Genomic DNA, 24,147 nt, shown 5'->3' with positions numbered 1-24,147 from the left:
TGCGCGGTGGTCACGACAGGGCCTCCACCAGACCATCGAACATGGGCTTGCCGTCGGTGTTGCCATGGAAGGCGGACACCGCGTCCTCGGGGTGCGGCATCAGGCCGAGCACGGTGCGCTTGGCGTTGAAAATGCCGGCGATGTTGTCCAGCGAACCGTTCGGGTTCCAGTCGTTCCGGTTCCAGCGCGGGGCGGCGTCGCCCTCGTCGCTGACGTAGCGGAAGGCCACCTGGCCCTCGCCGTCCAGCCGCTTCACCGTCTCGGCGTCGGTCCAGTAGTTGCCGTCGCCGTGCGCCACCGGGTAGCGGACGATCTGGCCCTTGCGGTACTTGGCCGTGAAGGGGCTGTCCGTGTTCTCCACCCGCAGATGCACGGTGCGGCAGATGAACTTCAGCTTGGCGTTGCGCATCAGCGCGCCGGGCAGCAGCCCCGCCTCGGTGATGATCTGGAAGCCGTTGCAGATGCCGAGCACCCGCACGCCCTGATCGGCCCGCGCCTTGACCTCGCGCATGATCGGCGAGTGCGCCGCCATGGCGCCGGAGCGCAGATAGTCGCCATAGGAGAAGCCGCCCGGCACGAGGATGAGATCGACCTTGGGCAGTTCGGTGTCGCGGTGCCAGACCAGATGCGGCTTGGTTCCGCTGGCGGCCTCCAGCGCGGCGACGGCGTCGCGTTCGCGGTTGGAGCCGGGGAAAACGATGACGGCGGCCTTCATGGGGCTTGGAAAATCCGGCGTCGTGGGGGGAACGGTTCGAGGCCGGACACTAAAGGCCCCGCCCCGCCAAAGCAAGGGCAAGGACCCCGCCATTCTCCCTTATCGGCCCTGCGTTGACGCGGCGGCGGCCTGTTCGCGCAGCCAATCGGGGAAGGCCGGCGCCTCGGTGTGGCCGCGCTGGCGGCTTTCCAGCAGGTAGTAATGGCCGGACACCACCCCCTCGGCCCCCAGCGGCGCGGTCAGCCGCCCGGTCTCCAGCGGGCGTTCCACGAACAGCCGCGGCACGATGGCGACGCCCAGCCCGTCCTCCGCCGCCTGGATGGCGAAGTAGGTGTGGTCGACCTCCATCCGGCTGCGGAAGGCGTCCAGCTCCAGCCCGTGCGCCGTGCTCCAGGCCGGCAGCAGGTCGGCGCGGGCACGAATGGTGATGACCGTGCGGCGGGTCAGGTCGGCGGGGCTGCGCAGCGTCTCCAGCCCCGGCAGGGAGGGGCTGCACACCGGCACGCAATGCTCGCGCATCAGCGGCAGCGGCTTCAGCCCGGCGAAATGGGCGGGGTCGCGGCGGATGGCGTAGTCGAAGGGACGGCCGATGTCGATCGGGCCGGGGGCGGTGGACAGCGACACCGCCAGCTCCGGGAAGCGCTGCTGGAACAGGGGCAGGCGCGGCAGCAGCCAGTGCATGGCGAAGGTCGGAATGCAGTCCACCCGCAGTGTCCGCCGCCCGTCGCCGTCGAGCAGCGTGTCGGTCGCCTGCTGGATCTCGGTGAACAGGTCGGCGATGCGGGTGAAGTAGCGCGCCCCGGCCTCGGTCAGCCGGACCTGCCGCTGGCTGCGGTCGAACAGCGCGATGCCGAGGAAGAGTTCCAGGCTGCGGATCTGGCGGCTGACCGCGCCGGGGGTGACGTTCAGCTCCTCCGCGGCGAGGCGGAAGCTGGAATGGCGGGCGGCGGCGACGAAGGCGCGCAGGGCGTTCAGCGGGGGAAGACGGGACGGCATCCGTTGAGTTTTTCTCACCGGTTGGCGGAAGACAAGTCGTTTGTCGGTGTCCGAGCGGCTGGCTAGGGTGCCTGCCGCTTTCCGTCGCCTCCTGGCCCGTCATCCCCTGGTCCGTCATGTCGCACATCACCCGCCGGCTGGTCTGGTTCCTCGGCGTCTCGCAGCTCCTGTGCTGGGGCATCTCCTATTACCTGATCGCCATCTTCGGGAACCCCATGGCCGCCGACCTGGGCCTGAGCCTGCCGGTGGCCTTCGGCGGCTTCACGGCGGCGCTGCTGGTCATGGGCGTGGTGTCGGGCAGCGTCGGGCGGGCCATCGACCGCTGGGGCGGGCGCCCGGTGATGGTCATCGGTTCGCTGTTGACGGCGGCGGGGTGCCTGGGGCTGGCCTCCTCCACCGGGCTGGTGAGCTACTACGCGTCCTGGCTGGTGCTGGGTCTGGCGATGCGGGCGAGCCTGTACGAGGCGGCCTTTGCCGCGCTGGCTCGGCTGGGCGGCCCGCTGGCGCGGGTGCCGATCTCGCAGATCACCCTGCTGGGTGGGCTGGCCTCCACCGTGCTTTGGCCGGTGGGGCAGGCGATGGCCGACGCCTGGGGCTGGCGCGGCGCCCTGGTCGCCTACGCGGTGATCGCGCTTCTGACGATCCCGCTGCACGCCGCCATCCCGTCCGACCGCTACGTGCGCCCGCCGGCGCCGGCCGGGACGGAGCCCGCCGGGACGGCGGACCCGCGACGGCGGGCCTGGGTGGCGCCTGTGTTCTACATGGTGATGACCACGGCGGTCGGCGTGCTGACCTCGGCGATGTCGGCGCACATGATCGGTATCCTGGTCGGGCTGGGGGCGGCGCCTGCGGCGGCGGTGTGGATTTCCACGGTGCGCGGCGTCGGTCAGTCCTCGGCCCGGCTGTGCGAGGTGCTGTCCGGTGGGCGCCTGCATCCCACCGTCCTGGCGCTGCTCGCCTGCGGCCTGCTGCTGCCCGGCTTCATCATCGGCTTGTGGAGCGGCGCGGTGCTGGCCGCCGGCGTCGCCTTCTCGCTGCTGTTCGGGGCGGGGGCCGGGCTGGCGACCATCGTGCGCGGCACGCTGCCGCTGGTGCTGTTCGACCCGCAGAGCTACGGCCGGACGGTCGGGCGGCTGCTGGTGCCGAGCTTCTACGCCGCCGCGCTGGCGCCCATGGGCTACGCGGTGATCATCGAGCGGGCGGGGGAGACGGCGGCGCTTCTGCTCTCCGCCGTCCTGGCGCTGGTGGCGGTGGGCGCGGCGGGGGTGCTGTGGGCGACCGCCCGCCGCTGAGGGATCAGTCTCCGCCGTTCAGGCGCTTGCTCCAATCCTCGACGCCCTGGGTCAGCCGGCGCTCGGCCAGCGTGCGCCAGCTCTGGGCCAGCACCGGCAGGGCGGCCATCTCCGCCAGCGCCTCGCGGTTCTGCGTGTCCACATGGAGGACGTGGAGCAGCCGGGCGAGCGTCCAGTGCGGGTAGGGACGCTCGACCAGGGTCAGCCGGTCGCCGGGACCGATCTGCCCGGGTTCCGGCACGCGATAGTACCAGCCGGTGCGCCCGGTGGTCTGGACGCGCTTGGCCATGTCGGGCACGGCGAAGCGGTGGTTCAGCTTCCAGCAGGGCTGGCGGGCCTGGGCGACCTCCAGCAGGGCGGTGCCGGCGCGGAAGCGGTCGCCGACGCAGACGTCGGCCTCGGTCAGCCCCAGCGTCGCGAGGTTCTCACCGAAGGCGCCGGGCTGGCCGAGCAGCGGCACGTCCCCGCCCAGCTCGTCCCGCCACGCCGGGTGGTGGTCCAGCGGGTAGTGGTGGATGGCCTTGTCCGGCCCGCCATGGACGCGGCGGTCGGCCTGCTCGTCATCCAGGAAGCCCTCGGGGCCAACCGCGCGCGGGCCGTCCACCGGGGACTTGGCGATGGCGCTGGTGCGTCCCGGCGGACCGAAGGGAGCGGCCTTGCCGACGAGAACGGCGGTGATGGTGGTCTCGGTCACGGTGTCGTCTTTCCTTTGGGCGTCTTCTTGTTCTTGGCCGTCTTCAGGGCTCTGGCCTGTTCCTGCAAGGCCACGTAATGGTGCCACACCAGCTTGGCGGCGAGGCTGCGGTGCGGGCGCCAGGGCTCGGCGACGGCGAGGAGCTGCGCCTGGGTCGGCTTCTCCGCCCAGCCTTTCAGCCGCTGCACGCCGAGCTGGATGGCGAGGTCGCCGACCGGCCAGATGTCGGGGCGGTCCATCGCCATCATCAGGTAGATTTCGGCGGTCCAGCGCCCGATGCCCTTCAGCGCGATCAGGGCGGCGATGGCCTCCTCGTCGTCCATTTTGTGAATGGCGTCGAAGTCCAGCCGCCCCTCTGCGACGGTCTGGGCCAGCCCGCGGGCGTAGCCGATCTTCTGGCGCGACAGGCCGCAGGCCCGCAGATCCTCGTCGGGCAGGGCCAGGATGGCGTCGGGCGTCACCACCCCGACCATGGCCTGGAGCTTGGCCCACAGCGCCGCGGCAACCGTGGTGGAGAGCTGCTGCTCGATGATCAGGCAGAGCAGGCCGGAGAAGCCGTCCGGGCGGCGGAAGTCGCGCACCGTCGGGCCGCCGACGCGCAGGGACTCGGCGAAGATGGGATCGAGCGTGGAGAGATGGTCGATGGACATGGTGGGCCCCCATTCCCTCTCCCCTCTGGGGAGAGGGTGGCCCGCAGGGCCGGGTGAGGGGGATGTCGGGGGACCGTAGAGCGCGGCAGATGCCGGGCCCCCCTCACCCTAACCCTCTCCCCAGAGGGGAGAGGGAATTGGAAAACTCAGGCCACCAGCTCGATCGCGTAGTCTTCGATCACGGTGTTGGCCAGAAGCTTGCTGCACATGGCCTCGACCTCCTTGCGGGCGGCGGCCTCGTCGGTGCTCTTGAGCTGAAGCTCGATGACCTTGCCGGCGCGGACGTCCTCGACGCCGTCGAAGCCCAGCGTGTGCAGCGCGTGCGCGATGGCCTTGCCCTGGGGGTCGAGAACGCCGCGCTTGAGGGTGACGTGAACCTTCGCCTTCATCGGATGTCCGCTCGCTTGATGGTGCTGATGGGTAAGGGGAAAACTGATTACTGGACCGTCGTTTACTGAACCGTCTTGGGACCCTTGACGTCCACCGGGCCGCCTTCGGGCAGGATGCCGAGGCGCCGGGCGACCTCCTGGTAGGCCTCCTCGACCTGACCGAGGTCCTGGCGGAAGCGGTCCTTGTCCAGCTTCTCGTTGGTCTTGATGTCCCACAGGCGGCAGTTGTCCGGGCTGATCTCGTCGGCCAGGACGATGCGCATCTCCTCGTTCTCCCACAGCCGGCCGAACTCCAGCTTGAAGTCCACCAGCCGCAGGCCGATGCCGAGGAAGAGGCCCGACAGATAGTCGTTCACGCGGAGCGACAGCGCCACCATGTCGTCGAGGTCCTGCGGAGCCGCCCAGCCGAAGGCCGTGATGTGCTCCTCGGTGACCATGGGATTGTTCAGCTCGTCGGACTTGTAATAATACTCGATGATCGAGCGCGGCAGCGGGGTCCCCTCGGGGATGCCGAAGCGCTTGGACAGCGAGCCGGCGGCGGTGTTGCGCACGACCAGCTCGATGGGGATGATCTCGACCTCGCGAACCAGCTGCTCGCGCATGTTCAGGCGGCGCACGAAGTGCGTCGGCACGCCGATTTCCGACAAACGGCTCATCAGGTATTCGGAGATGCGGTTGTTCAGCACCCCCTTGCCGGTGATGATGCCCTTCTTCTGGTTGTTGAAGGCGGTCGCGTCGTCCTTGAAGTACTGCACCAGCGTGCCCGGCTCGGGACCTTCGAACAGGACCTTCGCCTTGCCTTCGTAGATGCGCCGACGTCGTGTCATGAGAGATCGTCCAAAAACGTGTAGCCCGGGCCGATGGGTGACCGGTCCAGGGGATATGCACGAGTGATATAGCAAGCTGGCCCAGGGAACACAATGCGCGGGGTCCGCGGCCACACCTACCCGAAGGAGACGGACTGCCACGGCGCCTCGTGCGGGCGGCCGGCGGCGAAGTGCCAGACCGGGTCGAGGTCCGGGCGCTCGACGGCGGGCAGGGCGATCAGCGCGCTCGACACCGTGCCGAAGCCAGTGGGCAGCAGGAAGTTCATCGCCCCGCGCTCGCCCCGCCCGCCGTCGTCCCAGATGCGGCTCGCCAGCAATTCCGGCCAGCCGCCCCACCGGTCTCCGGCCTCGCCCCGCTCCGGGTCGGGCGGTGCCGCGCGCTGGAAAAGGGGCAGATACTGGGCCTGCCGCGGGTCCTCCGCCACGTCGTCCAGGTCGCTGGCGGTGACCATGTGGACGCCCTCGGGGATCTCGACCACCTCCGGCCGGTTGCGCGGGGAGGGGCCACGATGGACCAGCAGCCGGGCGTCGCGGTTGTCGGCGATCAGCAGGTTGAAGGGGCGGTAAGCCCGCGTGTCGAGCTGCGCCATGGCCTCCGCCGCCTCCGCCGCGTCGGCGAAATCGAGCGCGTCGAGCACCAGCTCCCCGCGCGAGCGCTTGCCGGCCTCCGGCCCCAGCGTGCCCATGCGGTTCAGCACGGCGGCGATGACGCCCTCGTCGTTCATGCCCAGCCAGGAGCCGGCGGCCAGCTCGTCCAGCCCGGCGACGACGTTGGGGCGGTCGGGCCAGTGGCGCGCCGGCGCCTTCCAGGGCCGCCCGGCCATTTCGTCGCGGTTGGCGCCCAGGATCAGGGGCCATGTTGCGTCCGGTCGTCGCAGGAGGATCACGCTGCACATGGGGAATCTTGCCTTCCGCTTCCCTCTTGGGTATGTCGCCGCACGCCGGATTCGCCGATTGGCCGGTGGGTGGGGGCGATGACGACGCCCGTTCCACCGGCTATATAGTCTTGTATCTGGGAGCGCAAAACCAATCCAAGGAGCCGGGTCCCATGACGACCTTCGACGAGCGCGAGAGGGCCTTCGAGAACAAGTTCCAGCATGACCAGGACCTGCTCTTCAGGATTCGCGCGCGCCGCGACCGGCTGGCGGGTCTTTGGGCGGCGGGGCTGCTGGGTCTGACCGGTGGCGAGGCCGACGCCTATGTCCGCCAGATCATCGACGCCGACATCGCGGCCACCGGTCCGCACGACGTCCGCGACCGCCTGGCCGCCGACCTGCACGCCAGGGGCGTCGACATCTCCGACCACCGCGTGGAGAAGGAACTGGCTCGTCTGCTGGACGTCGCGCGCGTGCAGGTGCACGCGGAGTAAGGGGCTCGCCCCCACCCTGACCCTCCCCCGCTTCGCAGGGGAGGGGATAAAAGCTCCCTCTCCTGCGAAGCGGGGGAGGGAAGGGGCCCGCGGCGAAGCCGTGGGAAGGGTGGGGGCTCCGAGCATCAGCGAAGCCCCCGACCGATCACTCGCCGAACACGCGCTTGAACACCATGTCGACGTTCTTCGTGTGGTAGGTCATGTCGAACATCGGGGCCAGCGTCTCGCGGGAGATGTGCTTCGCCACGTCGGCGTCCGACGACAGCAGGTCGAGGAAGTTGCCGCCCTTCTCCCACACCTGCATGGCGTTGCGCTGCACCGCCTTGTAGCTGTCCTCGCGGCTCATCCCGGCCTGGGTCAGGGCCAGCAGGACGCGCTGCGAAAAGACCAGGCCGCCCAGGTCGTCCAGGTTCTTCTGCATGCGCTCCGGATAGACCACCAGCTTGTCCATCATGCCGGTCAGGCGGGCCAGCGCGAAGTCCAGCGTCACCGTGGCGTCGGGGCCGAACATGCGCTCGACCGAGCTGTGGGAGATGTCGCGCTCGTGCCACAGGGCGACGTTCTCCAGCGCCGGGACGACGGCGGCGCGGACGATGCGCGCCAGACCGGTCAGGTTCTCCGACAGCACCGGGTTGCGCTTGTGCGGCATCGCCGAGGAGCCCTTCTGGCCCGGATGGAAATACTCCTCCGCCTCGCGTACCTCGGTACGCTGCAGGTGGCGGATCTCCACGGCCAGATTCTCGATCGACGAGGCGATGACGCCCAGCACCGAGAAGTAGAAGGCGTGGCGGTCGCGCGGAATGACCTGGGTGGACACCGGCTCCGGCGTCAGCCCCATCTTGGCGGCGACGTGCTGCTCGACCCGCGGGTCGATGTTGGCGAAGGTGCCGACGGCACCCGAGATGGCGCAGGTGGCGATGTCGGCGCGCGCCTGGACCAGACGCTCCCGCCCGCGGGCGAAGGCGGCGTAATGGCCGGCCAGCTTCAGGCCGAAGGTCGTCGGCTCGGCGTGGATGCCGTGGCTGCGCCCGATGGTGACGGTGTCCTTGTGCTCGTAGGCGCGGCGCTTCAGCACGGCCAGCAGCTTGTCCATGTCGTCGAGCAGCAGGTCGGCGGCCTGGGTCATCTGCACGGCGAGGCAGGTGTCCAGCACGTCGGACGAGGTCATGCCCTGGTGGACGAAGCGCGCCTCCGGCCCGACATGCTCGGCGAGGTTGGTCAGGAAGGCGATGACGTCGTGGCGGGTCTCCCGCTCGATCTCGTCGATGCGGTCGATCTCCCACTTGCCGCGCTCCCACACGGCGGCGGCGGCCTCCTTCGGGATGACCCCCAGCTCCGCCTGCGCGTCGCAGGCGTGCGCCTCGATCTCGAACCAGATGCGGAACCGGTTCTCCGGCTCCCAGATGCGGGCCATTTCGGGGCGGGTGTAGCGGGGGATCATCGGACTCTCCGGGGGATGGCGGACCTGAACGCTTCGGCGGCGGGCGGGGGATGCATTGGGCCATTGCCATGGCGGAAACCGCCCCCTGTTGCCCGCGCGCGGGACCATAACCGTGCCGGGCGGCGCTGCAAAGCCCCTTCACAGCCCCGGTGAACACGGGATGCGCGTCATAAGGTTTTCGAGGGCAGGCTTGTCTTCCCGGAAAAATCGCAAAGACTGGCGATTCGTCGCGCCGGCTTCCTCACCTTGAACTTGCCGAGTCCCCGCCACGCGCACTAATGATCTACTCTGTTCGCCGCGGACGGGCTAAGCCGGGCGTGGTTCCAGGAGGGCTTTCCTTGTCCGATCCGATCGCCGAGTTGATGCGCGAGCCGTCCCGGACTTCGGACGAAAGGCGCCTTTACCGTCTCCAGTTCCTGGCGTCCCTGTTTCTGATTGCGGCGGTGGTGGGAGGCTTGGGCGCCTACTTCATCTGGCAGCATCGGCTGGATTTCGAAGCCGACCTGAAGCAGACCGAAGCCCGCTACCTGGAAGTGCAGCGCCAGACCCTGCAGGAGGAGCTGGAGAACGCACGCTCCTACCTCGCCTACATGCGGTCGCGCACCGAACCGCTGCTGCGCGCTGAGCTGCGCGCCAAGGTGGATGAGGCCTACGGCATCGCCTGGACCATCTACGAGCGCGAGAAGGAGTATCTGCCGGAGGAGTCGATCCGGCAGTCGATCAAGGAAACCCTGCGGCCCCTGCGCTTCTTCGGCGGGCGCGGCTACTACTTCATCGACGATATGCAGGGCACCTGCGTGCTGCTGCCCACCGACCCGCAGCGGGAGGGCAGCTCGCTGCTCGACAACCGCGACGACCAGGGGCGCCCGATCATGCGCAACCTGATCCGCGCCGTGGACGATCCGGAGATGCAGGGCTTCACCCGCTACCGCTGGTACGCGCCAAGCAACCCGCACAGCATGTCCGACAAGTTCGCCTATGTCCGCCGGTTCGAGCCGTTCAACTGGTTGATCGGCACCGGCGACTATGTCGGGGCGGTGGAAGAGAAGCTTCAGCGCGAGACGTTGGAGCGACTGCGCGCCCGGCGTTTCGGGGATTCGGGTTTCATCGCCGTGATGCGGGAGGATGGCGAGGTGCTGCTATCCCCGACCTCCCCGGCGGCGGAGGGCAAGAACGCCCGCGACCTGCCCTGGGAGACGGAGCGGGATCTGGTCAGCCGCCTGCTGGAGGCCGGGCTTACGGGCGGGGGGGAACTGCGCTTCGACTGGGTGCATCCGGTCACCGGCCGCCCGGCGCCAAAACTGTCCTACGCTACGGCGCCGGACGTCTGGGGGTGGGTGCTGGTCGCCGGCTTCTACAGCGACGACATCGATTCCGTGCTGGCGCAGCGGCGGGCCGAGATCAGCGCTGGCATGAAGAAGCGCATCCTCACCACGCTGGCGGTGCTGGCGCTGGCGCTGGGCGCCTCGGCCTGGGTGTCCTGGCTGGTCACCGGCTGGGTCCGCCGCATCGTCCGCGGCTACCAGTCCAACATGCGGGAGAGCGACAGCATGCTGCGCGAGCGGGCGCGGCAGCTCTACCTCGCCAACTTTTTCGTGGACCATGTGTCCGAGATCGTCGTGCTGGCGGATGCGGAGCTGCGCATCGCCTACGTCAACCCCTTCGGCTGCGACGCGCTGGGCGCGCCGCTGGCCGGGCTGGTCGGTAGCCACGCCGACCTGCTGGAGCGTTTCCGCGACGAGGCGACGGAGGCGTCGGCCCATTACGAGACGCTCTACCGCACCCGCGACGGGCGCGCGCTGGAGCTGGAGGTGACGGCCAGCCGCGTCACCTACGACGGCGACGCCTACTACTGCGCCATCGCCCGCGACATCTCAGAGCGCAAGCGCGCGGAGTGGGAGCTGCGGCTGTCCGCCAAGGTGTTCGACAACGCCGCCGAAGGCATGGTCGTCACCAACGAGAAGAACCGCATCGTCGCGGTCAACGACGCCTTCTGCCGCATCACCGGCTACAGCCGCGAGGAGGTGATCGGTGGCGATCCGGCCATGCTCGCCTCGGGCCGGCAGGACGGCGCCTTCTACGCCGCGATGTGGGTGAAGCTGAAGGAGGAGGGCCACTGGTCCGGCGAGATCTGGAACAAGCGCAAGTCCGGCGAGGTCTATCCGGAGTGGCTCAGCATCCAGATGGTGCGCAACGAGGCGGGGGAGGCCGTCAACTACATCGCCGCCTTCTCCGACATCACCGAGAAGCGCGCCCAGGAGGAGCGCATCCGGCATCTGGCCCAGTATGATTTCCTGACCGACCTGCCCAACCGCTTCCTGCTGCGCGACCGGCTGGAGCGCGCGATGCTCGCTGCCGACCGGCACGGCACGAAGGTGGGGCTGCTGTTCGTCGATCTCGACCGCTTCAAAACCATCAACGACAGCCTGGGGCACGGCGTCGGCGACCGGCTGCTGCGCGCGGTGGGGGCGCGGCTGCTGGGGACGGTGCGGGCCAGCGATACCGTCAGCCGCCAGGGCGGCGACGAGTTCGTCATCCTCGTCAACGACCTGGACGGCCCCGACGCGGCCTGTTCGGTGGCCCGCAAGGTGTTGCGGGCGATGACGGAATCCTTCCCGGTGGACGGGCACGAGCTGCAGATCTCCCCGTCCATCGGCATCGCGCTCTATCCCGACGACGCGACGACCATCGACACGCTTCTGAAATGCGCGGACATGGCGATGTACGCCGCCAAGGAGGCGGGGCGCGCCAACCACCAGTTCTTCACGCCGGAGCTGAACAAGCGGGCGTCGGAGCGGATGTGGCTGGAGAGCAACCTGCGCCACGCCCTGGCCGACAACGAGCTGGAGCTGCATTTCCAGCCGCAGTTCGCGGTGGACGGCCGCCGTCTGGTGGGGGCGGAGGGGCTGCTGCGCTGGCGCCGCCGCGATGGCACGATGATCCCGCCCGGCCAGTTCATCCCGGTGGCCGAGGACACCGGCCTCATCCAGCCGATCGGCGACTGGGTGCTGGGCGAGGCCTGCCGCCGCGCCGCCGACCTGCTCGCCCGCGGCCATCCGCTTCTCGTCGCCATCAACCTGTCGGCGGTGCAACTGCGCCGCCCCGGTCTGGCCGACCGCGTGGCCTTCTGGCTGGACGCCTACAAGGTGCCGGCCCGCTGCCTGGAGCTGGAGGTGACGGAAAGCGTGCTGATGGACGAGTCCGACATGGTGACCAACACCTTCGCCCGGCTGCGCGAGATGGGGGTGGCGCTGGCCATCGACGATTTCGGCACCGGCTATTCCAGCCTCAGCTACCTGAAGCGCTTCCGCGTCGACAAGCTGAAGATCGACCGCTCCTTCGTGACCAGCCTGACCGACGGGTCCGACGGCGGGGCCATCGCCGAGGCGATCATCGGCATGGCGCGCTCGCTGCGCATGCAGACCCTGGCCGAGGGGGTGGAGACGGAGGAGCAGTTCGGCGGGCTGGCCCGGCTGGGCTGCGACCAGATCCAGGGCTATCTGCTGGGCCGCCCCATGCCCTACGACGATTTCGTGGCCTTCATCGCCCGTCACGCCGCCGCCTCTGAGGCGGTCGGCTGACGGGCGATGCGCCGCGAGAGTGGCCTTACGTCCCGAGGACGCTGCGGTCGTTCTTGGCGACCAGCGCCTGGAAGTAGGGACCTAGCTTGGCATCGTCGAGGCCGAAGGCCTGCTGGAAGCGCGCGATCAGGTCACGCTCGCCCTGTTCGGCCTGGCCGTCGGCCATCGCGCTGTCGATCATGTTCAGCAGGATGCACAGCCGCTGCTGCTCGCTCAGGTTTGGCGTGGCGGCGGCCAGGAAGGCGTCGGGCGGGGTGCTGCGCGCGTATTTGAAGCAGCGGTCCAGCTCCTCCCGCGTGGCGCTGCGGCCCATCACCGACAGCAGATGGCCGACCTCCTCCGGGTCCAGCTCCCCGTCCGCGCCCATGCAGTAGATCAGCGAGACGACCAGCGTGCGGCGGGGGGTGAGATCCAGCGGCGCCGATCCCTTGAACATGTCGAAAAGGCCCATGGTGCTACCTCTGTGGTGACGAACGCCGCACATATGGGGGCGCCGGTCCGGCCAACAAGATGGGACTGCAGAACAGGGTTGCGGCTACAGCAAGCCTTGGGCTTTGAAGCTGACGTGCTTGCCCTTGCCGACGATGACATGGTCATGGACGGCGATGCCCAGGCTGTGGGCGGCGCGCAGGATCTCCTTGGTCATCTCCACGTCGGCGCGGCTGGGGGTGGGATCGCCGGAGGGGTGGTTGTGCACCAGGATGATGGCGCTGGCCGACAGCTCCAGCGCCCGCCGCACCACCTCGCGCGGGTAGACCGGAGTATGGTCGACCGTGCCGGTCTGCTGCACCTCGTCGGCGATCAGCTTGTTCTTGCGGTCGAGGAAGAGCAGGCGGAACTGCTCCATCGGCTGGTGGGCCATGGCGGCGGTGCAGTAATCCAGCAGCGACTGCCAGTTCGCCAGCACCGGCCGGTCCATCACCCGCTGCCGCATCCCGCGCAGCGCCGCCGCCCCGACCGCCCGCAGCATTGCGACGGCCTTGTCGGAGGCCAGCGAGACCTCCCCCACGCAATAGCCGCGCAGGCGGGGCGGCGGGGCGTTGACGACGCTCCAGATGTCGCCGAAATCGCGGATCAGCGCCTTGGCCAGCGGTTTCACGTCGCGGCGCGGGTTGACCGCGAACAGGATCATCTCCAGCAGCTCGTAATCCTGCAGAGCATCCGGCCCGCCGTCGAGGAATCGGGTGTAGAGACGCTGGCGGTGGCCCTTGTGATGAGCCTCTTGATGAGCCTCTTGATGGGCCTCCTCCACGGAGACGTCGGGGGGCGGTTCCAGCCCGGGAAGCCCTTGAGCCTCCGCCGCTTCCCCCGACCGCTTCGTGCTCTTCCGTCCCGCCATCCCGACGCCACCATACGGCTGTGTGCGTTGGGACTATACCTCTTCCGCGCGAAAATCACAGCCGCAGGAATATCATACGGCGGCGGTCGCTTCCTCGGCCGGGACGGCGTAGGGGGGCTTGTGGAAGCCGGCAGGGGACAGGGTGAAGATCTCGCAGCCGTCCTTGGTCACGCCGATGGAATGCTCGAACTGGGCGGACAGCGACTTGTCCTTGGTCACCGCGGTCCAGCCATCGCCGAGGATCTTCACGTCGTAGCGCCCGGCGTTGATCATCGGTTCGATGGTGAAGATCATGCCCTCGCGCAGGACGGCGCCGGTGCCGGGGTTGCCGAAATGCAGGACCGACGGCGGCTCGTGGAAGACGCGGCCCAGCCCGTGGCCGCAGAAGTCGCGGACGACCGAATATCGATGGCCTTCCGCGAAGGTCTGGATGGCGTGGCCGACGTCGCCCAGCGTGGCGCCCGGCTTCACCTGGGCAATGCCGATCATCAGCGCGTCGTAGGTGACGTCCACCAGCTTCTTCGCCTTCACGCCGACGTCGCCGCACAGATACATGCGGCTGCTGTCGCCGTACCAGCCGTCGAGGATGGGGGTGACGTCGATGTTCAGGATGTCGCCGTTCTGCAGCCGCTTGTCGCCGGGGATGCCGTGACAGACCACATGGTTGACGGAGATGCAGTTGGCCTTCGGGAAGCCGCGGTAGCCGAGCGGCGCCGGGACGCCGCCATGGTCGCGGATGTATTGCTCCAGCAGCCGGTCCAGCTCGCCGGTGGTGACGCCCGGCTGGACATAGGGCGTGATGAAATCGAGCGTGGCCGCGGCCAGCCGTCCGGCCTTGCGCATGCCCTCGAAATCCTCCGGCCCATGAATCCGGATGCGATGGGAATCGAGGTCGTCGTGGTCCAAGAGAATCGTCCCCTACAGATCAGGTCCCAGGAAAACGCGCCGGCAGGCCCGGCGGTGAAGACGTATCGCGGTCAATCCATGTGGATCGGCAGCGGCCGTTCCAGTTCGATCGCCTGCGGGGTGATCCTACAGGACCAGCACACGGCTTCCACCCCCGATTCGAGCGCGAGGCGCAATCCGGCGGCGTAGGCGGGGTCGATGTCGGCGGCGACTCGGAAGTAGGCGCAGTCGGCGCGCTGCACAAGATAGACCATCACCGCCCGTGCGCCCTGGCGGACCATCTCGGCCATTTCCACCAGATGCTTGGCGCCGCGGGCGGTCACGCAGTCCGGGAACTCCGCGGCCCGCCCGTCGCCCTGCGCGGGACGGCGCAGATGCACGTTCTTGACCTCGACATAGGCCGGCGGCCGGGCCTCGTCCTCCAGCAGGATGTCGATGCGGGAATTGCGTCCGTACTTTACCTCGCGGCGCAGCCGGGCGTAGCCGGCCAGCTCCGGGATGGTGCCGGCGGCGATGGCGGCGGCGACCAGCCCGTTGGGATGCGACGTGTTGACCCCGACGAGGCAGGGCGCCTCCGGGTCGTCCAGCGCCTCGACCAGCTCCAGCGTGTGGGCGAGTTTGCGCTTGGGGTTGTCCGACCGCGACAGCCAGACGGCGGAGCCGGGGGTGTCCACCCCGATCATGCTGCCCGAATTCGGCACATGGGCGGTGATCAGGGCGCCGTCGAGGTCCACGTCGGCGAGGAACCGCTTGTAGCGGCGGACGAGGCGGCCTTGCAGGAGGGGGGTGGGGAAGCGCATCTTGGGCCCCAGGTTAAAGCGCGCCCCCGCCGTCCGGCAAGCCCGCCGGTCCCGCCATCCCCGCCTCAATCGAGAACGGAGCCGACTCCGCATGTCCACATCCCCTGCTTCGCCCAACCCGACCGCCGCCGTCCTCGTCATTGGCAACGAGATCCTGTCGGGCCGCACCAAGGACGCCAACCTGCCGCACATCGCGGAGAAGCTGGCCGGCATCGGCGTCCGCCTGCGCGAGGCCCGCGTCGTCCCGGACATCGAGGAGGAGATCATCGCGGCGCTGGACGCCCTGCGCGGCCGCTACGGCTACGTCTTCACCACGGGCGGCATCGGGCCGACCCACGACGACATCACCTCGGCCTGCGTCGCCAAGGCCTTCGGCGTGCCGTTGGAGCGCAACGCCGAGGCGGTGGCCCGGCTGGAGCGTCATTACGGCGACCCGTCGAAGCTGAACGAGGCGCGGCTGCGCATGGCCAACATCCCGGCGGGGGCGTCGCTGATCGACAACCCGATCAGCGCCGCGCCGGGCTTCCGCATCGGCAACGTCTTCGTCATGGCCGGCGTGCCCAACATCATGCAGGCGATGCTCGACGGCGTCCTGCCGCAGCTGGAGGGTGGGCCGGACCTGCACGCCCGCACGGTGGCCTGCGAACTGGCCGAGGGCCAGATTGCCGCGGACCTCGGCGCCCTGCAGGATCGCTACGCCGACCTGGAGATCGGCAGCTACCCGTACTTCCGCAACGGCTTCTTCGGCGTCAGCCTCGTGCTGCGCGGCACCGACGAGGCCCGCGTGGTGGCGGCGACGGAGGAACTGGCGGGCCTCGTCCTGCGCTTGGGCGGTACGCCGAACGTCACGGTGGGGACCAAAGGCTAGACACGTCTCTAGGACGCCAAGCCGTCCTTGGTCATATTGTCGCCGCCATGGGTAATTCTATGTTGAGGACTGGGACGTGACGGTCATGAAAAGTCGTGCCATGAAACCCTTCGAAAAAGCGGCAATCCTGTTCTTGCTAAAGCATCTGGCATCCGGCGTGGCCGGGGCTGTTGTTCTAGCCACGGGGCTTTTGGTTCTTGACGTCGCCAATCTGGCGACTCTGATGGGAAACAGCGAGCACGGCATTATTGCCGCGATCATGCTGTATGCCAGCCTCATCCTCACCTTCGGCAGCGTGGCGATGGGCATCGGCATCATGACCCTGAACGAGGACACGCGGCCCTGACCGGCGCCGGGCGGCGGTCCGGATTCGGGGCCGTTCAGAACGGCCCGAAGCTGTCGTACGCCCAGACCAGTGCCAGGATGGCGGCGATCCAGACCGCCGCGTAGGGCAGCCAAGTGTTGCGGTTGCGCCGCAAAGCCGCCGGGACGATCAGAACGGCGACCATCAGCACGCTCACGACACCCAGCCAGTTGATCGATTCCAAACTCACCTCCCTTGAACGCCAAGGTTGCGGGGATTTTTGCGTGTCCGGCGCTTTAAACGCGCTCAATCCTTGACCAAACGCCCGCAGATTGTCTAAGTCAATCCAGCGGAACGGCGGGCTGCATACAATGATATGCAACTCCGGCGGGCGGGGGCAACCCGTTCTCCAAGCCGATCCGCGACGGTGCGCGGGCGTGGCGGAATCGGTAGACGCAAAGGACTTAAAATCCTTCGCCAACGGCATGCGGGTTCGAGTCCCGCCGCCCGCACCATAATCCCGGTGATGGATCGCCCCATCGGCGCATGTGCCGATGGCGTCGTCGATGCAAGAGCTGTGAGGCAAACCGTCTCAGATCGAATTCCCCGCTCGCCCAGCCGCTTCCGGTTCCTATACTCGCATCGGTGGTGTCGGGGCGATGCGTGCGCGCCTCTTCGTGGAAAGGGGGGAATAGTGCGTTGGGGCTTGCTTCGCAACATGATGGTGTCCGGCTTGGCGACGCTTGCGGCGTCGTGCCAGACGACGGGTTACAACACGGGGGAGCGGGTACAGCTCGATTGCGAGCGCTCGCCGATCCAGTCCAGCTGGAGCAACGTCTACACGCCGACCCGGACAAAGTGCTTTCGAGCCACGTCGGAAAGCGCAGACCTCATCAGCGTCGTCCATGCCCGGTCCTTCGAAATTCCAGGCGGCTATGCCAACGTCCTTTATCAGGACACGGGGCACAACACGTACATCGTCCAGCAGAGCGTGCAGGATGTTGTCCGCCAGCATGGAGAGATGTTCAAGGGCGCTTCGGGTTGGGGAGAACCGAGAACCGAAAATTTCGCGGGGAAGGACTATCAGATGCAGGACTTTGCCTTGCGTGGCAAGTCCTGCACGGCGTTCCTGTTGGCTGGCCCTTTGGCAGCTTATTTCGCCGGCCATCGGAGCAGAGCGTTCGGATACGCCTGTGCCAACCGGTTGGATCGGGAACTGGTGGAGCGGCTGCTGACGTCTTTCACCTACGATGTTTCCCGTACGGAGAACGCGCCGGTCAAGCCAATGCGATTGGAGAAGAAGAAAGGAACCTGACGCTTTTTTCCCCGCTCGGGTCGGTGGCCCGCTCACAAACGGCCACGATTCGCGGGTGCGGTGTCGCTGGTTGGGTAAAAAAAGAAAATCACCAAGAATTGGCGGTGTGAACCCTCCTCGGAAAGCATGATGACCATATGAATGACAATCCGATGTGAGATTCACTCTCAATGTCATTGGAGGGTTTGGGAAAAACTGATGTGATTGTTCTAGCTGTTGCTTTCCAATCGGTTGCCAAGGCTCCACAAATGGGGCATGGTCATTCCAGAAACGTCGCGATTCGACAAACAAACCGCATGGAGGCAGGACGTGAAGGGCGATCCGCAAGTCATCACCCATTTGAACAAGATCCTGACCAACGAGCTGACGGCGATCAACCAGTACTTCCTGCATGCCCGCATGTTGAAGAACTGGGGCCTGAAGCGCATTGCGCACAAGATCTACGAAGAATCCATCGACGAGATGAAGCACGCCGACAAGATGATCGAGCGCATCCTGTTCCTGGAAGGTCTTCCCAACCTTCAGGACCTGGGCAAGCTGATGATCGGTGAGGACGTGCCGGAAATGCTCGGCAACGATCTGAAGGTGGAGCACAAGGCCCGCACCGACCTGATCGATGCCATTACCCTGTGCGAGCAGGTCCGCGACTACGAGACGCGCGCGCAGCTCACCGAATTGCTGGACGACACCGAGGAGCACATCGACTGGATCGAGACGCAGCTCGATCTGATCCAGCGCGTGGGCATCGTCGCCTACCAGCAGGAGCAGATCTACGGCGAGAGCTGAGCCGCTCGGAGCCGTTCTGGGCCGATCGGAGGGGCGCAGCGGCAAGCTGCGCCTCCCGGCGCCTCCCCCTTTTGCGTTGGGTGGCGGGATGGGGTCGGCAACGCCTTGTTAACCATGCTCTCGTAGCTTGCCGGTTTCCGCTTCTGTTTGTACGGGAACCGCCATCATGCTCCCAAACACGTCCTTGCAGGTTGACGATCTGACACCGGAGGAGACCGCTGTCGTCGCGCACGCCTATCTGGCGGCGCTGGATGAGAGCGACCTGGATCAGGGCGATCATGAAAGCGCCTTCGACCGGGCGCTGGAGACGCTGCGTGGTTGCCGTCCCGGCCTGCCGCTGAACGTCGCCGCGGCGGAGCTGGAATTGCTGCTGGCCTCCCTGCCGGCCGCCGTTTCCACCGTGCAGGAGCCCGCCCTGGCGTGAGACGCGCCCGGCCGTCTGCTCCCCGGTTTATCAAAAAGGCCCGCTCCGGTTTCCCGGGGCGGGCCTTTTCAGTTTCGGGTGTGGGCCATAGGCCCACCGGTTACAGCCCCGTTTGCGGCTTGCCGGTATCGGCCGTCTTGGTCAGGCCGGGATCGATGAGGGGCTGCAGTGCCGGGGCAATGCTCTTCAGCAGCTGGGCGGGCAGGGCGCTGGTGAAGCGGTAGTTGTCGGCTTCCGGCCCATGGACGAAGGCGGTCATGGTGCCGAAGAAGCGGTCGCCGATGTAGAAGGCGAAGGTCGCCGTCCGGTTCACCGCCCGCGATTCGATCAGGTGCCCGCCGGGGCCGTAGCGGTCCAGCCGGTGGTCACCCGTGCCGGTCTTGCCGCCGATCGGGATGACCGCGCCCGAGGAGTCCTTGAAGGAGCCCCAGACGCGCTTGGCCGTGCCGTTCTGCGCCACGTCCATCAGCGCCTTGCGCAGGGTGGCCGCGACCTCCGCCTTCATCACGCGCTGGCCGCGCAACTCGCCCAGGCCGACGACGGCCTCATAGGGCGTGCCGGCGGCGAAATGCAGCTTGCGCACGCGCACGGTCGGCTGGCGCACCCCGTCGTTCTGGATGATGCCGACCAGCTCGGCCAGCGCCGCCGGGCGGTCGGCCGAGCTGCCGATGGCGGTGGCGAAGGACGGCACGAGCGTTTCGAAGGGGTAGCCCAGCTTGCGCCACTGCTCGGTGATGCGCTGGAAGGCTTCCTCCTCCAGCCCGATGCGGATGCGGGTGTTCTGGGCCGACTGGCCCTTCTTGAACAGCCAGCGGTAGCTTTCCTGGCGCTCCTGCACGCTGGCCTCCAGCACCTCCTGCCGCTTGGCGTCGGGGCGCTTCTGCAGATAGGAGACCAGCCACAGCTCCAGCGGATGGACCCGCGCCAGATAGCCGAGGTCGTTCAGCGGGAACTTGCCCGGCCCGTACTTGCCGTAGAGCGAGGCGATGTCGCCGTCGTCCAGCTTGGCGTCCGGCAGGCGGGCGCGCAGGAAGGCGCCGAACTCCTTCACCCCGGCCTGCGGGCGCACGGTGCGGAAGATCACCGACAGGCGGTGCGGCATCGGCCGCGACCGGGCGGCCAGCATGTTCAGCATCGCGTCCGGCGTGTGCTTCCGGTAGCTGTTGTAGAAGCGGTTCAGGAAGTCGCTGCCTTCCTTGTCGGCGAAGCGGGCGAGATAGGCCTGACGGGCGGGGTGGTCGGGGTTGTGCAGGATGTCGGTGCTGTCGTCGCCGCCTTCGGACAGATAGAACTGCACGACGTCGCGCATCATGCGGATGAAGGGCAGGTTGACCGAATTGCGCAGCGACTCGGTCACGGTCAGGATGCTGCCGTTGTCGCGTGGGTTGAAGTTCACGAAGCTGTGCAGCCCGCCGCCGGTGAAGAAGGCCTCGCCGGGGTTCGCCGAATAGCGGCGCTCCATGGCGGCGTCGAGCATGGCGCCCAGCCCGCGGTTGGAAGAGGTCGCCAGCCAGTTGGCGGCCCAGCGCGTCAGGTTGTCGGACGCCTCCTCCTCCACGTCGGCAAGGAAATCCTTGGGCAGGTGGGCGTAGCGGGTGTGCAGCTCCGCCACGATCTCCAGATAGGTCGCCAGCGTGCGCAGCTTCGCCGTGGAGCCGAGGTCGAGCTTGGCGCCCTCGTTGATGTCCAGCGGCTGGTCGAGGTTGTCGGCCTGGACGCGCAGGTAGTTGGCGTCCGGCCCGCGCTCGTAGAGCGTGACCGAGTAGATGATCTTGGACAGGTCGCTGCCCTTGGTGTCGAGCAGACGTTCGCCGGTCAGCCCCATCTGCGCGGCGAAGGCCGGGTCGCCCAGCTTCGCCAGCACCTCCACCACCCGCTGCTGAGCGGGGGCGTCGAGCGTCGATTCGGCGGTCAGGTCGATGCGGTCGAGCTGGTAGAGGCTGGACACGCCGAGCATGGAGAGCAGCCGGGCGCGGATGGCGTTGGGGGCCTTCTGCTCCACGAAATTGGCGGTCTGGGCCTGCGGCGGGTCCTCGCGGAACTTCAGCGTCAGGCCCAGCGCCGCGTCGCGCAGCGCGGTGTCGATCACGCCCGCGCCGTGCAGCACGCGCAGATGGCTGTCGGCCAGCCGCTCCAGCGCTTGCCGGTCCTGGATCAGGTAATAGGAGGGGCGGCGCTGGGCGAGCAGAAGGCTCAGCACCTGCTTGTAGGCCAGCGCCTTCAACTGAAGCGCGCGGGCGTCGGCGGGCTCCTCCGACAGCACCTTCTCGGCCATGGCGAGGTCGGTGCCGAACCAGGCCCACAGCCCGTCTCCCAGCCCGTTCACCTCGCCGAAGCCGGGGCGCCCGGTCAACGGGGTCGAGTTCAGATAGTCGATCAGGATGCGGCGGCGGTGGGCGCCGGTGTCCTCGCCATCCAGATAGGCGCGGGTGCTGGCCGAGATCATCTGGCGCAGCTTCTCCGTGGCGCCGCTGGTCTGGCCGTCGGGGGAGTGGCGGTACTTTTCGATCTGCGTCGCCAGGGTCGAGCCGCCGGGGGAACGCTGGCCGGGCTTGACCCACTGCACCGGCAGCATCGCCACGGCGCCGGCGAAGCGGTCCCACTCGACGGCGGGGTTGCGGCGCGGCTCGTCGGTGTTCAGCAGCTCGCGGTTCTCGATGAACAGCAGCGTGGCGGCGACCAGCGGCGGCACGTCCTCAAACTTGGCGAAGACCCGCTCCGGGTAGCGGGCGGAGAACAGCGCGGTGCCGTTGCGGTCGAGCAGGGTCAGGCCGGCGCGCGTCTTCTCATGGTAGATCGGGAAGCCGCCGGCGGCCATGAACTGGTCGAGCGTCGGCGACAGATGCGCCTGCATCTCCACCGCGTACATGTCCGAGGTCAGCGAGCGCAGATAGCCGGGCAGCCCGACATAGCCCATCCGCTCGTTGTAGGGGCCTTGGGTGGGGTGACGCGCGGCGGGGTTCGGCCCCTCGCCCAGCGTGTAGGTCATGTCCTTGGCGTAGCCGGCGAGCAGGCGGGCCTGCAACCGAGACGTGCGCATCTCCTCCTGCGCCAGGAGGGCGCCGCCGCCCAGCGTCGCCGCCAGCGTCACACCCCAGATCGCGCGTCGCACCCACAACCGTGTCATGTCCGGCTCCAGCCATGACCGCGGGGCAAGACCCGCGAATTGGTTAAAATGCTCGGTAAAATGGCCGAGCGATAGGACCGAAATGTAGAGGCGCCTTGGTTAACAACCGGTGTAATCCCTTGCCCTTCGGGTGTGCGAGTCCGCCCCGAAATCGGTGTAACTCAAATTCGTAGCGGACCGTTGCGGCGGCGCCACGAATGCGCCCATCGGTTGTGGGGTTAAGAAACGTGACCGCGCGCTTCCACGAAATCCGTTAACGCTGCGCGCAGGCGGACGACGACGCCGGACCAATCGCCGGAGCGGTCCTGGCCGAACACGCGCATGGTCGGATACCAGGGATTCGTCTCCCGGTTGCCCAGCCAGCGCCAGCAGGCATCGGCGCGCGACAGCGTCCAGGTCGGCCGCCCCAGCCCGCCCGCGAGGTGGCAGACGGAGGTGTCCACCGTGATGACGAGGTCCAGCGTCTCGGCCAGCGCCGCCGTGTCGGCGAAGTCGCGGACGCCGCCCATGGGGTCCTCGATGTCCATCCCCGCCGGGGCCTCGGCGAGCTGCGCCGCGCCCGGCCCCATCTGGAGGCTGACGAAGCGCACCCCCGCCACATCGGCCAGCGGGGCCAGCGCGGCCAGCGGCAGGCTGCGCCGCCGGTCGATCGGGCTCGCCATCCCGCGCACCGTGCGCGGCGACCCCGCCCAGACCAGCCCGACCCGCGGCCGCCCGTCCATTGGCAGGCGCTCGCGCCACGCCGCGACGTCGGCGGGATCGGCGCGCAGATAGGGCACCGTGGCCGGGATGCTGTGCAAATCCGTCCCGAAGGCGCGGGGCAGGCTCATCATCGGGATGTGGAGGTCGAAGGCCGGAAGCTCGTCACCCCAGGCGATGGCGGCGGTCACGCCGTCCACTCGTGCCATCAGCCGCACCAGGGCGGGGGAGCAGCCGACGATCACCCGTGCCCCCCGCCCGGCCAGCAGCGGCGCGTAGCGAACGAATTGCAAGGTGTCGCCGAGTCCCTGTTCGGCGTAGAGCAGGATGGTCCGGCCCGCCACATCCTCCGCCCCGGTCCATTGCGGCTGGGGGAAGCTCCGGTGCACGGGGTCGAGCTGCCGGGTCTCCCAGCGCCATTCGAACTCCTCCCACCCCTCGCGGAGCTGTCCGGAGGCGAGCAGGGCGACGGCGAGCGCCAGATGGGCCTCCGCGTCGGTGGGGGCGAGGCGGATGGCCTCCCGCCCGGCGGTGACGGCCTCGTCGCGGCGACCCTCGTGCAGCAGAAGGGACAGGCGGTTGCGGTGGAACGCGGCGCGGTCCGGGGCGATGCGCGCCGCGCGCCCGCACTGGCGCAGCGCCTCCGCGACGCGGACGGTCTGCTCCAGCAGCGGGACCATGTTGCCGTAGGCGTCGGCGTTGCCGGGGTCCAGGACCATGGCCCGCCGCCCGGCCCGTTCCGCCTCGTCGAAACGGCCCAGCGTGACCAGGAGATGGAGAAGGTTGGTCTGCGCGTCGGCCAGCGTGGGGTCGAGCCGCAGCGCCTCGTCCAGCGCCGCCACGGCGCCCTCCGGGTCGCCCGTCTGGGCCAGCGCGGCGCCGAGCATGCGGTGCGCCCCGGCGCGCTGCGGGGCGAGGCTGCGCGCCTTGCGGAAGGCGTCGGTGGCGCCTGCCCAGTCGCCGGCGGCGTAGAGCAGCAGGCCGGCCCGCTCGTACGCCTCGGCCAGCGGCTCGCTGCCGGTGGCGGCGCTGGCCGCCAAGGCGCCGGTCAGGGCGCGGTGGGCGGCGGCGCCGTCGCCGGCCTCGATCAGGGCGCCGCCCAGGGCGAACCAGTCGCCGGCGCCGTCGGGTTGCAGGGCAAGGACGCGGCGGAAGGCGGCGGCGGCCCGCGCCGCCCCGTCCGGCGTGCCCAGCGCCATCAGCGCCTTGCCGAGATTGCCGTGGATGTCGGCGGCGAGCGGCAGGAGGGCCGCCGCCTTGCCGATCATCGTCACCCCGTCCGCCAGCGCGCCGGTCTGGGCCGCCAGCAGCCCGGCGAAATGCAGGGCGTGGGGGTTGTCCGGGTCCACCGCCAGGATGCGGCCGTAGAGCTGCCGCGCCTCCTCCAGCCGCCCGGACAGATGATGGTCGAGCGCGAGGTTCAGGGCTTCGGCGACGGTGGCCATGGGCGGGGCTCACTGCGGTGGACGATCCCTCTCCCCTCCGGGGAGAGGGTGGCCCGGAGGGCCGGGTGAGGGGGTTGCGCATGGCGCTGCGTCCGGCACAAGCGCAACCCCCTCACCCTGACCCTCTCCCCAGAGGGGAGAGGGGACTTCAAATGCAATGACCTCGAAATGCAATGACCT

23 protein-coding genes and 1 tRNA gene are annotated in these 24,147 nt (G+C 68.5%); 9 read left to right on the top strand and 15 right to left on the bottom strand.

The features are described from left to right. Positions 1-10: 10 nt before the first annotated feature. Both purQ and AMK58_RS11455 read right to left on the bottom strand, forming a co-directional pair. A complete protein-coding gene (purQ, locus tag AMK58_RS11460) occupies positions 11-715 on the bottom strand; it encodes a phosphoribosylformylglycinamidine synthase subunit PurQ (protein WP_014239512.1) in 705 nt (234 codons plus the stop codon). Between the two features lie 99 nt (positions 716-814). After that, positions 815-1,711: a LysR substrate-binding domain-containing protein gene (locus AMK58_RS11455; RefSeq protein WP_035671591.1), complete on the bottom strand. Its 897-nt coding sequence runs from the start codon at positions 1,709-1,711 to the stop codon at positions 815-817. Between the two features lie 116 nt (positions 1,712-1,827). Between AMK58_RS11455 and AMK58_RS11450 the strand changes: the two genes are divergently transcribed. Next, positions 1,828-3,003, top strand: coding sequence for an MFS transporter (locus AMK58_RS11450; RefSeq protein ID WP_035671593.1), 1,176 nt, complete (start codon positions 1,828-1,830; stop codon positions 3,001-3,003). 4 nt (positions 3,004-3,007) lie between these two features. Here AMK58_RS11450 and AMK58_RS11445 read toward each other — a convergent pair whose 3' ends face one another. The 5 genes from AMK58_RS11445 to AMK58_RS11425 all read right to left on the bottom strand — a co-directional run bounded on the left by AMK58_RS11445 (position 3,008) and on the right by AMK58_RS11425 (position 6,459). Further along, complete coding sequence (locus tag AMK58_RS11445) at positions 3,008-3,697, bottom strand: MOSC domain-containing protein (protein WP_051140102.1); 690 nt, start codon at positions 3,695-3,697, stop codon at positions 3,008-3,010. After that, the gene (locus tag AMK58_RS11440) at positions 3,694-4,347 is read right to left on the bottom strand and encodes a DNA-3-methyladenine glycosylase family protein (RefSeq protein WP_051140103.1); all 654 of its coding nucleotides are present in this window, start codon (positions 4,345-4,347) and stop codon (positions 3,694-3,696) included. The genes AMK58_RS11445 and AMK58_RS11440 overlap by 4 nt, the downstream gene beginning before the upstream one ends. Positions 4,348-4,493: 146 nt before the next feature. Next, the gene (purS, locus tag AMK58_RS11435; RefSeq protein ID WP_014239518.1) at positions 4,494-4,736 is read right to left on the bottom strand and encodes a phosphoribosylformylglycinamidine synthase subunit PurS; all 243 of its coding nucleotides are present in this window, start codon (positions 4,734-4,736) and stop codon (positions 4,494-4,496) included. Between the two features lie 62 nt (positions 4,737-4,798). Beyond that, positions 4,799-5,563 (bottom strand): phosphoribosylaminoimidazolesuccinocarboxamide synthase, encoded by a 765-nt coding sequence (gene purC / locus AMK58_RS11430; protein WP_014239519.1) that lies wholly within the window; start codon positions 5,561-5,563, stop codon positions 4,799-4,801. 116 nt (positions 5,564-5,679) lie between these two features. Further along, complete coding sequence (locus AMK58_RS11425; protein ID WP_035671602.1) at positions 5,680-6,459, bottom strand: NRDE family protein; 780 nt, start codon at positions 6,457-6,459, stop codon at positions 5,680-5,682. Positions 6,460-6,611: 152 nt separating this feature from the next. Between AMK58_RS11425 and AMK58_RS11420 the strand changes: the two genes are divergently transcribed. Then, on the top strand, positions 6,612-6,932 hold the full coding sequence (locus AMK58_RS11420; protein WP_035671608.1) for a DUF1476 domain-containing protein: 321 nt from the start codon (positions 6,612-6,614) through the stop codon (positions 6,930-6,932). 145 nt (positions 6,933-7,077) lie between these two features. Here the strand turns inward: AMK58_RS11420 and purB are convergent, their stop codons facing one another. Beyond that, on the bottom strand, positions 7,078-8,373 hold the full coding sequence (gene purB, locus AMK58_RS11415; protein WP_035671612.1) for an adenylosuccinate lyase: 1,296 nt from the start codon (positions 8,371-8,373) through the stop codon (positions 7,078-7,080). A gap of 338 nt (positions 8,374-8,711) precedes the next feature. Here purB and AMK58_RS11410 point away from each other — a divergent pair, with 338 nt between their 5' ends. Continuing rightward, on the top strand, positions 8,712-11,954 hold the full coding sequence (locus tag AMK58_RS11410; RefSeq protein WP_051140104.1) for a bifunctional diguanylate cyclase/phosphodiesterase: 3,243 nt from the start codon (positions 8,712-8,714) through the stop codon (positions 11,952-11,954). Between the two features lie 25 nt (positions 11,955-11,979). Here AMK58_RS11410 and AMK58_RS11405 read toward each other — a convergent pair whose 3' ends face one another. The 4 genes from AMK58_RS11405 to sfsA form a co-directional block, all read right to left on the bottom strand. Then, positions 11,980-12,405 carry a tellurite resistance TerB family protein gene (locus AMK58_RS11405; RefSeq protein ID WP_035671615.1) on the bottom strand — a complete coding sequence of 142 codons (426 nt, stop codon included), beginning with the start codon at positions 12,403-12,405 and terminating at the stop codon, positions 11,980-11,982. Positions 12,406-12,489: 84 nt separating this feature from the next. After that, positions 12,490-13,293, bottom strand: coding sequence for a RadC family protein (radC, locus tag AMK58_RS11400; protein ID WP_035671618.1), 804 nt, complete (start codon positions 13,291-13,293; stop codon positions 12,490-12,492). A 72-nt stretch (positions 13,294-13,365) separates the two neighbouring features. Further along, a complete protein-coding gene (gene map, locus AMK58_RS11395) occupies positions 13,366-14,136 on the bottom strand; it encodes a type I methionyl aminopeptidase (RefSeq protein ID WP_372441643.1) in 771 nt (256 codons plus the stop codon). Between the two features lie 134 nt (positions 14,137-14,270). Continuing rightward, positions 14,271-14,999 (bottom strand): DNA/RNA nuclease SfsA, encoded by a 729-nt coding sequence (sfsA, locus tag AMK58_RS11390; RefSeq protein WP_035671626.1) that lies wholly within the window; start codon positions 14,997-14,999, stop codon positions 14,271-14,273. Between the two features lie 91 nt (positions 15,000-15,090). Here sfsA and AMK58_RS11385 point away from each other — a divergent pair, with 91 nt between their 5' ends. Both AMK58_RS11385 and AMK58_RS11380 read left to right on the top strand, forming a co-directional pair. Further along, positions 15,091-15,867 (top strand): competence/damage-inducible protein A, encoded by a 777-nt coding sequence (locus AMK58_RS11385; RefSeq protein ID WP_035671629.1) that lies wholly within the window; start codon positions 15,091-15,093, stop codon positions 15,865-15,867. Between the two features lie 85 nt (positions 15,868-15,952). Further along, entirely contained in the window at positions 15,953-16,213 is a 261-nt protein-coding gene (locus tag AMK58_RS11380) for a hypothetical protein (RefSeq protein WP_236778207.1), read from the top strand. A 34-nt stretch (positions 16,214-16,247) separates the two neighbouring features. Here the strand turns inward: AMK58_RS11380 and AMK58_RS30860 are convergent, their stop codons facing one another. Continuing rightward, positions 16,248-16,415, bottom strand: a complete 168-nt coding sequence (locus AMK58_RS30860; RefSeq protein ID WP_167555891.1) for a hypothetical protein — start codon at positions 16,413-16,415, stop codon at positions 16,248-16,250. 187 nt (positions 16,416-16,602) lie between these two features. On the opposite strand from AMK58_RS30860, the gene AMK58_RS11375 reads away from it, so the two are divergent. The 4 genes from AMK58_RS11375 (at position 16,603) to AMK58_RS11360 (ending at position 18,696) form a co-directional block, all read left to right on the top strand. Further along, positions 16,603-16,686: transfer RNA gene (locus AMK58_RS11375), tRNA-Leu, on the top strand. A 218-nt stretch (positions 16,687-16,904) separates the two neighbouring features. After that, the gene (locus AMK58_RS11370; protein WP_143265675.1) at positions 16,905-17,486 is read left to right on the top strand and encodes a hypothetical protein; all 582 of its coding nucleotides are present in this window, start codon (positions 16,905-16,907) and stop codon (positions 17,484-17,486) included. A gap of 309 nt (positions 17,487-17,795) precedes the next feature. Next, complete coding sequence (bfr, locus tag AMK58_RS11365) at positions 17,796-18,272, top strand: bacterioferritin (RefSeq protein WP_035671636.1); 477 nt, start codon at positions 17,796-17,798, stop codon at positions 18,270-18,272. Positions 18,273-18,438: 166 nt separating this feature from the next. Further along, on the top strand, positions 18,439-18,696 hold the full coding sequence (locus AMK58_RS11360) for a hypothetical protein (protein WP_035671638.1): 258 nt from the start codon (positions 18,439-18,441) through the stop codon (positions 18,694-18,696). Between the two features lie 100 nt (positions 18,697-18,796). Here the strand turns inward: AMK58_RS11360 and AMK58_RS11355 are convergent, their stop codons facing one another. Together AMK58_RS11355 and AMK58_RS11350 are read right to left on the bottom strand one after the other, a co-directional pair. Beyond that, positions 18,797-21,823 (bottom strand): transglycosylase domain-containing protein, encoded by a 3,027-nt coding sequence (locus tag AMK58_RS11355; RefSeq protein ID WP_035671641.1) that lies wholly within the window; start codon positions 21,821-21,823, stop codon positions 18,797-18,799. 218 nt (positions 21,824-22,041) lie between these two features. Beyond that, entirely contained in the window at positions 22,042-23,967 is a 1,926-nt protein-coding gene (locus tag AMK58_RS11350; protein WP_059398906.1) for a tetratricopeptide repeat protein, read from the bottom strand. Between the last annotated feature and the right edge of the window lie 180 nt (positions 23,968-24,147).

The organism is Azospirillum brasilense, from assembly GCF_001315015.1.
Classification (GTDB): Bacteria; Pseudomonadota; Alphaproteobacteria; order Azospirillales; family Azospirillaceae; genus Azospirillum; species Azospirillum brasilense.
This window is presented reverse-complemented; position numbering and strand designations above follow the sequence as displayed.

Bases quoted from the DNA above. Each gene is read 5' to 3' on its own strand.
- map (WP_372441643.1), bottom strand. From the start codon at position 14,136: ATGCGCAAGGCCGGACGGCTGGCCGCGGCCACGCTCGATTTCATCACG.
- AMK58_RS11420 (WP_035671608.1), top strand. From the start codon at position 6,612: ATGACGACCTTCGACGAGCGCGAGAGGGCCTTCGAGAACAAGTTCCAG.
- purQ (WP_014239512.1), bottom strand. From the start codon at position 715: ATGAAGGCCGCCGTCATCGTTTTCCCCGGCTCCAACCGCGAACGCGAC.
- AMK58_RS11450 (WP_035671593.1), top strand. From the start codon at position 1,828: ATGTCGCACATCACCCGCCGGCTGGTCTGGTTCCTCGGCGTCTCGCAG.
- AMK58_RS11385 (WP_035671629.1), top strand. From the start codon at position 15,091: ATGTCCACATCCCCTGCTTCGCCCAACCCGACCGCCGCCGTCCTCGTC.
- AMK58_RS11360 (WP_035671638.1), top strand. From the start codon at position 18,439: ATGCTCCCAAACACGTCCTTGCAGGTTGACGATCTGACACCGGAGGAG.
- AMK58_RS11405 (WP_035671615.1), bottom strand. From the start codon at position 12,405: ATGGGCCTTTTCGACATGTTCAAGGGATCGGCGCCGCTGGATCTCACC.
- sfsA (WP_035671626.1), bottom strand. From the start codon at position 14,999: ATGCGCTTCCCCACCCCCCTCCTGCAAGGCCGCCTCGTCCGCCGCTAC.
- AMK58_RS11455 (WP_035671591.1), bottom strand. From the start codon at position 1,711: ATGCCGTCCCGTCTTCCCCCGCTGAACGCCCTGCGCGCCTTCGTCGCC.
- purB (WP_035671612.1), bottom strand. From the start codon at position 8,373: ATGATCCCCCGCTACACCCGCCCCGAAATGGCCCGCATCTGGGAGCCG.
- AMK58_RS11425 (WP_035671602.1), bottom strand. From the start codon at position 6,459: ATGTGCAGCGTGATCCTCCTGCGACGACCGGACGCAACATGGCCCCTG.
- AMK58_RS11380 (WP_236778207.1), top strand. From the start codon at position 15,953: ATGAAAAGTCGTGCCATGAAACCCTTCGAAAAAGCGGCAATCCTGTTC.
- purS (WP_014239518.1), bottom strand. From the start codon at position 4,736: ATGAAGGCGAAGGTTCACGTCACCCTCAAGCGCGGCGTTCTCGACCCC.
- AMK58_RS11350 (WP_059398906.1), bottom strand. From the start codon at position 23,967: ATGGCCACCGTCGCCGAAGCCCTGAACCTCGCGCTCGACCATCATCTG.
- AMK58_RS11355 (WP_035671641.1), bottom strand. From the start codon at position 21,823: ATGACACGGTTGTGGGTGCGACGCGCGATCTGGGGTGTGACGCTGGCG.
- purC (WP_014239519.1), bottom strand. From the start codon at position 5,563: ATGACACGACGTCGGCGCATCTACGAAGGCAAGGCGAAGGTCCTGTTC.
- AMK58_RS11440 (WP_051140103.1), bottom strand. From the start codon at position 4,347: ATGTCCATCGACCATCTCTCCACGCTCGATCCCATCTTCGCCGAGTCC.
- radC (WP_035671618.1), bottom strand. From the start codon at position 13,293: ATGGCGGGACGGAAGAGCACGAAGCGGTCGGGGGAAGCGGCGGAGGCT.